We start from the raw sequence: 13,957 nt of genomic DNA, 5'->3' as shown, positions 1-13,957 counted from the left end.
CATTTTCGGTTTCATTGTGCGCCCTCGATCTCGATGACGAGGGGATATTCGTTTTGCAGTGCCTGCCAGTGCGCCTGCATCTCGCTTTCGATCGCCTTGCTGCGGCGCTGCGCCAGCGCGGCATCGCCGCCAGCGGCATACGCGATGCGCAGTACCGACGGCTTGGCGCGCAGGCTGGCCACCAGTCCTTCGATGCGTCCGGCCCATTCCGGCTGCAAGGCCGTTTCGCCCGCGACGAATGCGGCGTCGCTCAGCTCAAGACGCACGACACGGTGGATGGTGGCGCCGAAGTTCAGCTTGACCACCTTGCCTCGGGTCAGGCGCACATCGCGCGGATTTTCCGTCGTGACGCGGTAGCCGCTCGGCAGGGTGCGGTCATCGAGCTTCATGACGAAGTTCGAGCCGCGGTCCGCATTCGGAATCGCCGGACAAGCCACGTGGAAGCGTCCTTCCGCATCCGTCGTCACCAGCAAGCCGCGCGCCGTCGCCATACGCACGCCGGCAATGCCCGCCTCGCCGTCATCCTGGTAGCCATTCGCGTTCCGGTCGTCGAACACCTTGCCGATGATGTCGGGACAATCGAAAGTGGCATCCGGCACCACGCGCACCGTGGCGGTAGCCAGGTTGGAAATACGCGTCTCGTCCGTCGCTGCCCAGGCCTGGTTGACGTATTCGCCATCGCCAACGCCGCTGCCCACCATCAGCATCAGCTTGTAGGTCTTCTTCTCCTTCGGCGCGAAACCGCTTTCCTTCCAGCGCAAGCCGCGGCCATCGACGACAGGTTCCGCCGGCACGCCATTGCGGGTCGCGCTGCCGACGCGGTACTTGAAGCCGGCCGGTATCAGGTCGCGCACCTCCATCGCGCCGAGGGTCGCCGCCTGCGGATTGCTGGCAGTGATCGTGTACGGCACCAGGTCGCCGCGCGTGACGTTCAGCATCGGCGTCGTCTTCGTCACCATGATGCTGTCGCTGCCCAGCGGGTCGAGCGGGATATGGTTGTTCAGGATCGGAGCCGAACCGCCATTCGTGATGACAAAGCTCAGGTAGTACTGCGTGGTCCTGGCGCCTCCGGCGATCAGTCCCGTGCAGTTGTTCGGATCGAGTTCCATCTTCGTCGACAATGCCGGCGCCAGCTCGCTGGCCTGGATAAAGGCCAGATCCGGCACCAGGCCCACCGTCAGTGGTCCCTTGCAGGCCGGCAGGCTGCCGGACGGCACCAGCAGGTAATTCGCCGGCGCCACCACGCTCAGCGTATACACGCCGCTGGGGAAGCCGTTCTGCAGCAGGAACTGGTACATGCCGTCGCTGCCCACGGTTTGCGTCTGCTCCGCAACACCACCGACTAGGTGCGTGGCGCTGTCAAAACCGGCAGGGCCGCTGATCGACACCACGGCGCCAGCCACCGGCTTGCGCGTCACGGAGTCGTACACCACGCCGGCCGGATCGAGCGGCAGATTCTGCTCGACGACACGGTCGCCGTCGCGCAAGGTCAGGTTGGTGATGCGGCTGCCGCCCGGCACCACCACGCCTTCGCCTCCCGTCGACACGGGCACATTCGGCATGTTGTTGCCATCCTTGAGGAAGGTGATCGCATAGCCGGAACCCGTCGGCAAGCCGCTCGCCTCGTAGCCGGGGCAATGCAGGTTGTCGAACTGGTAGAAGCCTTTCTCGTCCGTGATGGCGCGGCAGATCAATTTGCCTTCCTGGTGCAGCTCGGCCGTCCAGCCAGCCACGCCAGCCTGGCTGCCGTCGAGCGGACGCACACGGCTGCCGTCGTGGTTCAGCCATACGTAGCCGTTGATGATGGGCGGCTTCAATTGCGGGATGCCCTTCTCGCCGAACAGATAGCCGCGCATGTCGTCGCCCGCCGCCAGCCTGATGCCGGTGATCGTATCCTTGTTGCCCACGCCGACAGGCTTGCTGGCGTTGGCCGTGCCCACCGATCCTGGCAGCACCGCCGTCTTGCCGTCCACATAAGCGGCCGGCTGCGTTTCCGTCAGGGTGTAGCCGGCGGCGTCGCTGACCGGCACCGTGTCGAACAGATAGCTGCCGTCGGCGCCCGTCAGCACGTTCAGTTTGACCGGCTTGCCATCGACGGACGTGCCGCTCAGGACCACCGTCACGCCGGCAATGCCTGACTCGCCATCGTTGCGGATGCCGTCGTTATTCAGGTCGGCATACACCACGCCGCCGATCTTGCCCAGCATATGGCGTTCGCCAAACAGGTAGCCGCTCGCCTGCGTCGCCACCGGCAGCACGATGTCGCCGATCGTGTTGTGTTCCGGCGCCGCGCCGAAGCTGGCGTTGTTGACCTTGCCGCCGGCGCTGCCGGCCGTTTCGCGGCCGTCGAGATACACGGCAGGCTGGCTTTCCAGCAGGCTGTAGGTACCGGCAGGCAGGCCGTCGAAGCGGTAGCTGCCATCGCTTCCCGTCACCGCCGTACGGCTCAAGCCGTTCGCGCCGCGCACAGTGATTTCAATGTCGGCGATGCCCGCTTCCCCCGCGTCCATGGCGCCGTTGTCGTTCAGGTCGCGATACACGAAACCCCGCAACGACGACACCTGTTCGCGGAAATCATAGCCGCTGCCATTACCCTGCGGCGGCAGGACGATGCCACTGACGACATCCACCACGCCGGTACCGACCGGTTTGCCGTTGATGCTGCCGACAAAGGTACCCGTCGCACCCGGATAATTCCCCAGGCCGGCCGGTTGCGTTTCAGTGACCGTGTAGCCGGCAGGACCCGATGGATACAGGCCAGGGAAGGTGTAGCTGCCATCGGCGTCCGTGACGACGCTGACATTGACCGGCTTGCCGTGGCTGTCGATGCCGCTCAGCGTCAGACTCACGCCCGGCAAGCCTTCGCCCTTCTCGTAGCTGCTGCTGTCGTTCGCATCGCCGTACACGCGGCCGGAAATACTCGCCGCCTGCAGTTCGCCGAAGTCAAAACGCGTATGGCTCTTCGCCGCATCGAATGGAATGCGCGCGATCGTATTGGCCGTGCCGATGTCGCAGGCCGGATTGGCGCAGGCGGCGGCGCCGTCGATCAGGCCCTTGCGCTGGCGTCCGTCCAGATAGGCGGCCGGCTGCGTTTCCACCAGCGTATAGCCGGCCGCATTCGCGTGCGGCAGGTCACGCAAGCTGTAGCTGCCGTCGGCGGCCGTGATGGCCGTGCGGTTGACCGGCGTGACGCCATCGCGGGCGATGCCGGTCAGGGTGACGGTAACGCCGGCGATGCCCGCGGTTTCACCCGCATCGCGCACGCCATTGTCGTTCGCGTCGACGTAGACGGCGCCGCTGATGGCGCCCGTCTTCTCGCCGAAATCGTAACCCGTCAATTGCGCGCCCGGCGCCAGCGCGATGGCGCTGACCACGTTGGCCACGCTGGCATTGCCGCCGCCATTGCCGGCCGCCTGGCCCGCATCGGCGTAATTGACCGGCTGCGTTTGCGTCACGGCATAGGTACCGGCGAGCAGGCCGTCGAAATGGTAGGCGCCGTTGGCATCGGTCAGTACCGTCACGGGACCGCCTGCGCCCCCCGTCAGCGTCAAGGTCACGCCCACCAGCGGCGTGTCGCCGCTGCCGGCCGCGCCATTGCCGTCCACGTCGAGGTAGACCTTGCCGGCAATGCTGCCCGTCAGTTCGCCAAAATTGTAATCGCGCGCGCTGCCGCCGTTCGGCAGCACGATGCCGTTGAATTGGTCGAAACGGGGCGCACTGCCGCCGATGCGGCCTGTCGCGACGCCATTGACCGTACCCACGCTTTCCGCGCCATCGAGGTAGGCGGCAGGCTGGGTTTCAGCCACGGCATAGCCGTTGCCGTCGCTTTGCGGCAGGCCCGTGAAGCTGTAGCCGCCGTCGGCCGCCGTTTGCAGCGTGCACAAGGCAGGCACGATCACGCTGCAGACGTCGAAGCCGTCCGCCGTGGTGCCCGACAGCGTGACCGTCACGCCGGCGATGCCCGTCTCGCCCCCATCCTTGCGGCCGTTGCGGTTCGCATCGATATACACGTAACCGGACAGCGACTGCGCCACGCCGCCAGCCGCGCCTGGCGCCTGGCCGAAATGGTAGCCCGTCGCCGTGGCGCCGGGCAGCAGCACGATGGCGCCGGCAGTCCGGATCGCCGCACCGGGCACGCCCGTGCCAGGCACGCGCACGGCGCCGTCGATCAGGCCACCGAGGCTGCCTGCCTGCGCACCCGTGTGATACAGGCTGGCCGGCGGCGTGACCGTCACGGCATAGCCGGCAGCGTCGCTCGGCGCCAGGCCGGCAATCAGGTAACTGCCGTCCGCACCCGTCTGGAAGGTGCAGCTCGGTACGGCAATGCCCGGACAGACGGGATGACCGAGATGGTCGTTGCCGCTCAGGGTCAGCGTGACACCGGCCACGCCCGTGCTTTCGCCACCCTGGCGCACCGCATCGCGGTTGCTGTCCATGTAGACGCTGCCGGCAATCGACGCCAGCGCCAGTTCACCGAAATTGCGCTCGGTGTAGCTCAGGCCCGGTTCGATGCTGCCGATGACGATGCCTTCCGGCGCCGCGCGTCCCGCGCTGTTCGCCACGACATTGCCGGCGCCGTTCTGCTCCTTGCCATCCGCATGGCCGGCAGGCTGGGCCAGTTCGGTCACCGTGTAGGATTCTCCCAGACGGCTAGGCGGGACATTCGTGAAGCTGTATTTGCCATTGGCGTCGGTGGTGGCCGTGCACGCGCTGCCCATCGCGACGCACACGTCGGCGCCCCAGAAGGTCAGGCCGGAGAGCTTCACCTGCACGCCGGCGATGCCATTTTCGCCCGCCTCGCGCAAGCCGTTGTTGTTCTTATCGGCGTACACGTAGCCGCTGATGGCCGCATGCGCGTATTCCTGGAACAGGTAGCCCGTTGCCGCCGTATTCGGCGCCAGCACGATCTGGCCGATGGTGTTGTGCGCCGCGCTGGCGGAGCAGTTGGCGCCGTTGTCGCAGCTGGCCGGCGGCGGCGTGCCACCGACCGTTCCCGCGACTTCAAACAGGTCGGCGTAGCTGGCTGGCTGTGTCTCGACGAGGGTATAGCCGCCGGCCGCGGAGCGCGGCAGGCGGTCGAACAGGAAGTCGCCGCTGCTGGTGCTGAGGGTCAGCGGCGCGCCCGCCGTGCCGATATCGTTGCCCCAGAAATCCTGGCCGTACAGCGAGAACGTCACGCTGCTGGTGATCTTCTCACCGGCATCCATGCCGTTGCTGCGGTTCGCATCGTTATACACGGAGCCGGCGATGCTCGATTTGACGATCTGCACGTCGACGCTGGCACTGTTGTTGCCGGCGTTCGGATCGCGCGAGGTGCCCGGCGTCGGCACGATGCTGGCGGTATTCGTGATATTGCTGGCGAACGGTCCCGCATAGGCCGGGTAAGGCGCCTTCACGGGGATGGTGATGCTGACCAGGTTGGCCGTGTCGGCTGCGCCCGAGGCAATCGGCAGCACGCCCAGCGTGCAGGTCACGGTGACCGGCGAACCGCCGCTGACGCAGTTGTTCAAGGTCAGCGAAGCGCCCGAGCCAAGGCGTGCCGTCGGTGCGCCCGTCAGCACGAAGCCGGCCGGCAGCACGTCGGTGACGACCGTGCTGGCCGCCAGGGCGGGACCCAGATTCCCCACCACCAGGGTGTAGCTAAAGGGCTGGTTGATGCTGAACGGCGATGCGGGCGAAACGGTTTTCGACACCAGCATCAGGTCGGTCTTCGGCAGCACGGTGGTGGTTTCTTCCACCACGTTGTTCGTCGCCAGCTTGTCGCCGGCAAACGGCGCCGCGCCCGTTTCCAGCGATTCGACGCTGGCGTTGATCTTGTAGGTGATCGATCCCAGCGGCGCATTGCTGACGGGACCCGTATCGAATTTCAGGGCGAACACGCGGCTGGCGCCGCTGGACAGCGTGCTGTCGCCGGGCACGCTGGCCAGGTAGCACACCAGGTTTGTGCCCGCGCCGCCCGGCTGACTGCACGAGGCGCCGGCCGGCAAGGTGCTGCCGGCGGCATTCCACAGCATGGTATACGGCACGGCCGCGCCATTTTGCGGCGGCGGCACGGGCGTGATGACCAGCTTCAGGCCGGTGGCCAGCGACGGTCCATTGTTTTGGACGGTGACCTTGTACACGAGCGCATCGCCGAACGGGCTCTGTTCGTAGCCCGTATCGACGGCCGACACGCTCAGGTCCAGCTCTTTGCTGATCACGGTGACGGTGGTGCTGTTGCTGTTGTTGGCCGCGTTGCTGTCGTCGGTCGTCGTGCTGATGGTGGCGCTGCTGGCATAGGTCGCGTCGAGCGCATCGGGATACGGGAACACGGGGATGACCGAGAAGATCAGCTGGCGCGTCTCGCCATCGCCGAGTCCAAAGGTCCGGCATTCGATGCCGGACTGTCCCGCATAGGGCGCGCCGCTGAAGGCGGGCACCAGCGTGCATTGCGCGGCGCTGCCCGCGATGCTGGCCGAACCGGCCACATACGCCATGCGGGCCGGATCGATGACCTGGCGCAGCACCACGTTGGCCGCGCTGCTGGGCCCATTGTTGCGGATCGAGGTGGTGAACACCAGCGGCACGCCGACGCGCACGGGGTTCGGCGCACCGGCCATCGCCGTGACGCCGACGTCGGCCTGCGGCACCACGGTGACGGTGGCGCCGGAGCTGTTATTGGCCGCATCGGTGTCGATGGCATCCGGGCTCGATACCGTGGCGGTATTGAGCAAGGCGCCGTCCTTCAACGGGCGATTGAGCGTGATGGTGATGGTGCGCGACGCGCCATTGCCCAGGTTCAGCAGCGTGCACGTGATGGTCGACGCAAAGCTGCAGCTTTCGCCTGCGCCGCTGCCGGCCAGCACGACGCTGCCGCCCGTGGTGCCGCCGCTGCCGTTGTACCAGTGCGGCAAGGCGTCGACCACCTTGACGGTCGGTGCGCTGTCCGGGCCAGCATTGCTGACCACCAGGGTATAGCTGAAGGTATTCGAGGCGGCCGGCAAGCTGACCAGGGACGCCGTCTTGACGATGGCCAGGTCGACGTTCAACGGCGTCGATGTGACGCTGGCGGTGTCGCAATTGCCCGTACTCGCATTGTCCGGCGGCTGGTGCGCCGACCCGGCGGCCATGCCGGTACAGGCGGTATTGCTCAAGGTGCCGGAAAACCCCGCTTGCGCGCGCGTGGTCAGAATCAGGGCAGGCAGTTTCGCGCCGCGCGCCAGGCTGCCGGAGATCGTGTAGGTGCAGGTCACCAGCTGTCCCGCCGCGCTGCACGTCCAGCCCGCGCCGCTGGCGCTCACATAGCTTTCTTGCGGCGACAAGGTATCGGTCACGGTCACGGTGCCGCTGGCGGCACTGGTGGAGGTGCTCGCATTGGTGACCGTGATGGTATTGGTGATCAGGCCATTGGCCGCGACCAGTCCTGGCGACTTGCTCTTGCTCAGGGTCAGGTGGGCGAATGGCGCGACGATGGTGTAGGTGGCCGAGGCGGGATTGTTCAAGCCGTCGAGCGGGGCGCTGCGTGCCACGTCCACCACATTCGCGCCGCCCGTCGCGCCGGTGGCGACGGTCAGCGGAATCAGGAACTTCGAAGAGGTGGCGCCCAGCGCCAGCGCGCCGACATTGCAGGTGATCGTCTGGCCAGCCTTGGCGCAGCCGGCCGGCAAGGTGCCGATCGTGAAATCGCCGGACACCGTCGTCTTCACGGTGACGCCGCTGGCGTCCTGCGTGCCGCTATTGACGGCCCACAGGTTCAGGCTGACCGCCTCGCCCTGCGTCAACGAGCTCAGGCCGCTGGCGTTCGACACCAGGGTTTGCCGGGCATCGAGGTCGGTGCCCGGCTTGACCGTGACGATGACCTGGCTAGGTCCGTTGTTGCCGTCTTCCGGATCGCCCGTCTGCAAGTCGCTGGAAGCCACCGACGCGCCGTTGGTGATGGTGCCGGCGATGCTCTTGACGATGCGCCCGCCGATCGTGATGGGGGGAGCTTGCTGCCCCACGCCGATGGCCGCGCCGCTGTAGGTACAGGTCAGCACGGTGCCCGAACGGGCGCATGCCCAGCCCGTGCCGGACGCCGACGCGTAGGTAAAATCCGCGCTGGCCGGCAAGTTGTACGTGACCTTGAATTGCGATGCGCTGTCCGGACCGGCATTTGCCACGTCCACCCGGTAGCCCACCGTTGCGCCGGCCGCTGCCGTACAAGCGGCGGGACAACCGCTCAAGCCCGTCGTGCCGCTGGCGGCGACGCTCAGGTCCGCGCCCTTGATGACGGTGACCGTCTTGATCGAATCGTTGTTGAAACTGTTGCCGTCCGTGTCCACGTTGACAAAAGACACGCTGGCCTTGGTCACCACGGCAGACGCCGCCGAGCCCGTGCCGCTGAAATTGACCGTCCAGTTCGCGGTCTTGCCCAGTCCGCTGCGCGTGCAAGTGAGCAGTTGCGGACTGGCTGCCAGATTGAAGGCGCAACCGGCCGGCGCCGTGCTCGACGCAAAATTCACATTGGCGGGCAATTCCACCGCCAGGCGCACGGTGCCCGTCGCATCGACCAGGTCCTCATTGTTCGTCACCACCACCGAAAAGCTGGCCTTGCCGCCGCGCGGCACGGGGTCCGGCGCCTGCAGGTAGGCGGAAACGGACAAGTCGATTGCCGCCGCCGACGCCGTTCCCGCCGCGCCAAGGGTGCAGAAACAGGCGACCAGCCATAACAGGCGCTGCAGGAGACCGCGCGGCCCTCCCCGCTTGCAGGAGATCAGACAGGAAAAGATAGTGCGCAAAAAGGAGGACATAGGCATGGCAGTCGTCAGGGGGTTGTGCGGTGTGCTGCAACGGCACTTCCGGCCCAGAAAAAACAGCGAACGGCCTGCTTTTTCACCCTGCGGACATGGCAAGGCGGCACGAAAGTCAACAAATATTCAATGTGTAATTTATGACAACATTGATGATTTGCGACATTCTGGTGCATTTTTTAATGCTTTACAAGCAATAAAAATATTAAAAAATTAATCAATTGAGATTAAGCAAGGAAATGAAAAAATCACTCACAGGCACTTGCACTCATGCCAACAAATGTGTCTATTTTGTTATTTTTTGAAATTGGTACTACGGCATGTTTCTTGGCTTCACGCCCTTGAAATGATAGAAATCAAGGCTAAAGATGCCAATTTCGCTCAATATGCCACTATGTACTCTAGCGTACATATCAGAAAGAAAAGTGTTTCCCATGTGATACTAAAAATAATTCAAATGACAATGTTTATTGGTATCACAGGCGCAGCACGGCAGAAATCGCAAAAGAATTCCATGTGGAAATTTTTTATGTACAGCAACGTGAAAATGAAGTTGTGAAAATACAACAAAAAAGATCGGCGGCGCGCCGCCGCGGACAGGGGAAACGCGGGGAGTTTTGGGAAAGGGCGGCAAGACATTACCGAAGCGCCTGCATCCAGGCAAAAAAAACGGATGCTGCGACAGGAGGGAGCAGGCGCTTGTCCCGGCAGAGGGATCCATCCCCTGCCGGGACAGGCCGGGACAGGCTTTAAGGGCGGGCCGTTGCCGCCCAGCCGCCGCCCATGGCCCGGTACAGGTCGACGGAGGCGACGAGGATGCGCGTCTTCAGTTGCAGCAGCCCCACGTCGGCGCTGTACAGGGTACGCTGGGCGTCCAGCTCTTCCAGGTACGAGGCATAGCCATTGCGGTAGCGGTTATGCGCGATGCGCAGGGTGTCCGCCGCCGTGGCGCGGCGCGCGTCGTTTTCCACGGCCTGCTGCTGCAGGCGGTAGATGGCGCCCAGGCTGTTCTCCGTTTCGGCGAAGGCGTTGCGCACCACGTTTTCATAGGTGTACGCGAGCTGGTCGCGCTGCGCGCCTGCCGCATCCGTCTGCGCCTGCACGCGCCCGCCGTCGAACAGGGGACCGGCCGCCAGCGCCGTCAGCCGCCACAGGGCCGTGGGCGCATGCAGGAAATCGGTGAGCGTCGTCGCTTGCCCGCCGCCGACAGCCGTCAGCTTGAACGAGGGCAGCAACTGGTCGCGCGTGGCGGCCAGGCTGGCGTTGGCGGCCGCCAGGTTGTGTTCCGCGCGCGCGATGTCGGGCCGCCGGCGCAGCAATTCGGACGGCAGGCCGGCCGGCACGCCCGGCGCCGCCAGTTCGGCCAGCGGCAAGCCGCGCGCGATAGGGCCGGGATTGCCGCCGACGAGGATGGCCAGCGCGTTTTCCTGTTCAAAGATCTGCCGCTGCAGCTGCGGCACCTGCTCGGCCGCCGCATGGTATTCCGACTGCGCCTGCAGCCATTCCAGCCGCGAGCTGTAGCCCACCTCGAACTGCTTGCGCGCCAGCTCGCGCGACTGTTCGCGCAGCTGCAGCGTCGATTGCGTGAGCGCCAGCTGCGCGTCGAGCCCCCGCAGATTCAGGTAACTCGTCGCCACGCTGGCCGCGATCGACAGGGCTGCCGCATCGAGGCTGGCCTGTTCGGCGCGGTAGCTCTCGCCCGCTGCATCGCTCAGATTGGCCAGCCGGCCCCACACGTCGATTTCATAGCTGGCCTGCAGTTCGGCCTGGAAGACATTCGTCACATACGGTTTGCCGCTGGACGCCAGGGTGCGCGTGCGCGTGGGCGAGCCGTCGAAGGCCAGGTTGGGCGCGCGGTTCGCGTCGGCCTGCACCAGGCGCGCGCGGTATTCCTGCACCCGGGCGCGGGCCACGCGCAAGTCGCCGTTGCGCGCCAGCGCCTCGCCCACCAGGTCGCTCAAGACCGGATCGCCGAACGCTTGCCACCACAGCTGCTCCACCTGCGCGCCATCGGAGGCGGCAATGAGCACCGGCGCACCGGCCCCCTGCGCGCGCCAGCCGGACGGCAGCTGCAATGCCGATGGCGGCTGCAAGGGCGCGTTGGCGGCGCAGCCGGCCAGCGCCAGTGCGCCGGCCATCAGCAGGACATGGCGCTTCATGGCTTGACCTTCTTCGGCGCTGGCGGCGGCGCCGGATTGTCCGCCGAGTCGTTCAGCACGGCGGACGTGTCGACGCTGACCACCACCGACATGCCGGGCACGAGCCGGCGCGCATTCGCCTGCCCCGGATCGATGCGGATGCGCACGGGAATGCGCTGGGCGATCTTGAGGTAATTGCCCGTCGCGTTATCGGCCGGCAGCACGGAAAATTCGGAACCGGTGGCCGGCGAGATGCGCTCCACCTGGCCCGTCAGCACGGCGCCGTCGAGGGCGTCGACGTGGAAGGTGGCGCTCTGTCCCTCCTGCACGCCGTTCATCTGCGTTTCCTTGAAATTGGCGATGACCCACATCTGGCGCGGCACCAGCGCCATCAGCTGCGCACCCGAATTCACGTATGCGCCCTGGCGCACCGTCACCTGGCCCAGCTGGCCATCGGAAGGGGCAACGATGCGCGTGTTATCGAGGTCGATCTTCGCCGCCTTGACGGCTGCCTGCGCGTTCGCCACGGCCGCTTCCAGGGCCTGCTTGTTGACCACCACGGAATGCACGCTTTGCTGGGCGATGTCAAGATTGGCGCGCGCCTGCGCCAGCGCGGCCGCCATCTGCGCCTGCGTGGCGCGCGACTGGTCGTGTTCGCGCTGCGACAGGGAACCGTCGGCCACCAATTGTTCCACGCGATTGAGGTCGGCGCTGGCCTTGCGCGCCTGCGCTTCCGCATTGGCCAGCGCCGCCTCGCTGACGGAAATGCCCGCCTGCGCGCTGGCCTTTTGCTGCGCCCAGTTCGACAGCGCCGCCTGCTGCGCCGCCAGCTGGGCCTGCGCCTGCTCGTAGCGCTGCTGGTAGATGCGGTCGTCGATGCGCACCAGCAGCTGGCCTTCCTTCACGTCCATGAAATCCTGCACCGTCACTTCCACCACGTAGCCGGACAGCTGCGTGCCGATGATCGTCACCTGCCCCCGCACGGTGGCGTTTTCCGTCGTCACGACGGGGCTGGTGAACGGCGGCAGGCGCCACGCGTACAGCACGATCAGCACGCCCACCAGGGCCACGGCGGCAAAGGCCAGCGCGGACAGCCACTGGTGACGCCGGTCCGGCTGCGCCGTGGAAGGGGCGGCGGGTGCGGCTGCAGGCGCCGCCGATGCAGGTGCGGGAGGTGGCGGTGGATTGTTATTTTCTGTCATTGCTCGGTTCCGAATTGGTAATGGGGACGATGGCCATGGCCGTCTGCGCATCGCGCACGGGGCCGACCAGGCGACGCGCGCCGGTGGTGATGCGGGTCCAGGATTGGCTGACCAGCATCCAGATCAAGGTGGCGATGGCGACGCCGGCGATCATCAAAAAGACATCGTTATAGGCCAGCACATTGGCTTCGCGCGTGGCGATGGCGCCCAGCCGCGCCACGCCCTGGGCGCTGCGCAAGGCAGGGTCCGTCAGCACGCCGCCGTAGCTCGCGGCGCCGGACTGCACGCGCGCGGCCACCTGCGGGTCGAGCAAGGTGAGATGCTCGACCAGGTAGCTGGAATGGTATTTTTCGCGCGCCGTCTGGATGGTGCCGACGATGGCCGAGCCGAGCAAGCCGCCCAGGTTCTGCGTCATGGTAAACATCACGGAAAAGCTCACCAGGTTGCGCGGTTCGGCGATCACGGCGCCCATGCCGGCCACCATGGTAGGGCCGAGGAAATACGTGCCGCCAAAGGCCAGCAGGAACTGGCTGACATACATGTTGACGGGGCGCGTCTGGCTGGTGGCGTGCGCGTCGATCAGTGCGCCGGCGGCGATCAGCAGCAGCGCGAACATCAGCGAGCGGTTCAGGGTGGCCGGATTGATCGTCAGCGCGCTGACCACCAGGCCAGCCACGCTGCCCAGCAGCACCACGATGAACAGGTTCTGCATCTGGTCCGTGTTCAAGCCCAGCGCCTGCAGGAAGCCCACGGCCCCCGTCGATTCGGACAGCACGATGCGAAACAGCAGCACGGACAAGAACAGCTTGGCGATCTTGCCCGTGGTGAGCCAGCGCGTATTGAGCAGCGGGCGCGCGCGGTTATGCTCGATGGCCAGCGAGGCGGCGATCAGCACGATGGAGCCTGCCAGGCACACGCCCACCCATTCCGATTCCATCCACCACGCCGTGCGCCCCTGCGCCAGCACGGCGCACAGCAGGGCCACGCCGGGCGCGAACAGGATGAAGGTGAGGAAATCGAGCGGCTCGAACGTCTGCACCCTGTCGCCGGGCGGCAGTTTCAGGGCCAGCACGCAGCCCAGCGCCAGCAGGGCCAATCCCAGTTCGAACAGGTACAGGCCGTGCCATTCGCCGATCTGCAGCAGTTCGGAAGTGAAGATGCGCGCCAGCGGCAGCGCCAGTTGGGCAAAACCCAGGCCCAGCACCACGCCTTTCAGGCGGTGCCGCGCAGGAAACGCCTGCAAGGTGTAGTACAGGCCCAGCACGCCCAACGCGCCGCCCACCATGCCATGCGCGGCGCGCACGGCGATCGCCGACGGCAAGGTATTCGCATACAAGTGGGCGAACGTCACGAGCGCATACAGCACCAGGAACGCTTCCGTGAACAGGCGCAGGCCGAACTGCTGGCGGAACTTCACCAGCAGCAGATTCATGGACACGATGGTCATCACGTAGGCGGCCGGCAGCCACTGCATCTGGTAGGCATAGGCGGCCAGCGAACCTTGCAGGTTCAGCAGATTGGCCGTCACCAGGCCGTTGCCCAGCCCCCCCGTCAGCGCGACGATCAGGCCGACGATGAAGTACGCGACACGCTTGGGCGTCGAATGTTCGGGCATCGATGGCGACCCGGGCAAGGTCGGGCGTTCGCCCGGCCCCCAGGTGCGAGGTGTGTACTTGTCCATGCGGTAATCGCGATCCGGTTTGCTGAAGCCGTTCCTTGCTGCCGTTATATAAATAGTTGCAAATGAACAGTTCTAGCCAGCAGCATATCACCGCAGGACGTTTTTATTGTTTACATTGTTGCATGGCGTTGCGCATGTCGCTCAAACAGCGTATGCAACGGGGCCGGC

General features: G+C 65.7%; 5 protein-coding genes. 1 reads left to right on the top strand and 4 read right to left on the bottom strand.

Annotated elements, in window-relative coordinates; genetic code table 11:
• Positions 1-11: 11 nt before the first annotated feature.
• Positions 12-8,621, bottom strand: a complete 8,610-nt coding sequence (locus NCG91_RS17415) for an SdrD B-like domain-containing protein (protein WP_251350582.1) — start codon at positions 8,619-8,621, stop codon at positions 12-14.
• Between the two features lie 151 nt (positions 8,622-8,772).
• On the opposite strand from NCG91_RS17415, the gene NCG91_RS17410 reads away from it, so the two are divergent.
• Positions 8,773-8,985, top strand: coding sequence for a hypothetical protein (locus tag NCG91_RS17410; RefSeq protein ID WP_251350580.1), 213 nt, complete (start codon positions 8,773-8,775; stop codon positions 8,983-8,985).
• A 532-nt stretch (positions 8,986-9,517) separates the two neighbouring features.
• Here NCG91_RS17410 and NCG91_RS17405 read toward each other — a convergent pair.
• Genes NCG91_RS17405 through NCG91_RS17395 form a run of 3 tightly spaced genes read right to left on the bottom strand, consistent with a single transcriptional unit; the run spans position 9,518 to position 13,789 of the window.
• Positions 9,518-10,927, bottom strand: coding sequence for an efflux transporter outer membrane subunit (locus NCG91_RS17405; protein WP_251350579.1), 1,410 nt, complete (start codon positions 10,925-10,927; stop codon positions 9,518-9,520).
• On the bottom strand, positions 10,924-12,108 hold the full coding sequence (locus NCG91_RS17400; RefSeq protein ID WP_251350577.1) for an HlyD family secretion protein: 1,185 nt from the start codon (positions 12,106-12,108) through the stop codon (positions 10,924-10,926). Before NCG91_RS17400 ends, NCG91_RS17405 begins: the two co-directional genes overlap by 4 nt.
• Entirely contained in the window at positions 12,095-13,789 is a 1,695-nt protein-coding gene (locus tag NCG91_RS17395) for an MFS transporter (protein WP_180278698.1), read from the bottom strand. The genes NCG91_RS17400 and NCG91_RS17395 overlap by 14 nt, the downstream gene beginning before the upstream one ends.
• Positions 13,790-13,957: the final 168 nt, after the last annotated feature.

This window comes from Janthinobacterium kumbetense, assembly GCF_023703445.1.
Classification (GTDB): domain Bacteria; phylum Pseudomonadota; class Gammaproteobacteria; order Burkholderiales; family Burkholderiaceae_D; genus Janthinobacterium; species Janthinobacterium kumbetense.
The sequence above is the reverse complement of the archived record's forward strand: the minus strand, read 5'-3'. Positions and strand labels throughout refer to the sequence as shown.

Bases quoted from the DNA above. Each gene is read 5' to 3' on its own strand.
- NCG91_RS17405 (WP_251350579.1), bottom strand. From the start codon at position 10,927: ATGAAGCGCCATGTCCTGCTGATGGCCGGCGCACTGGCGCTGGCCGGC.
- NCG91_RS17410 (WP_251350580.1), top strand. From the start codon at position 8,773: ATGGCAGTCGTCAGGGGGTTGTGCGGTGTGCTGCAACGGCACTTCCGG.
- NCG91_RS17395 (WP_180278698.1), bottom strand. From the start codon at position 13,789: ATGGACAAGTACACACCTCGCACCTGGGGGCCGGGCGAACGCCCGACC.
- NCG91_RS17400 (WP_251350577.1), bottom strand. From the start codon at position 12,108: ATGACAGAAAATAACAATCCACCGCCACCTCCCGCACCTGCATCGGCG.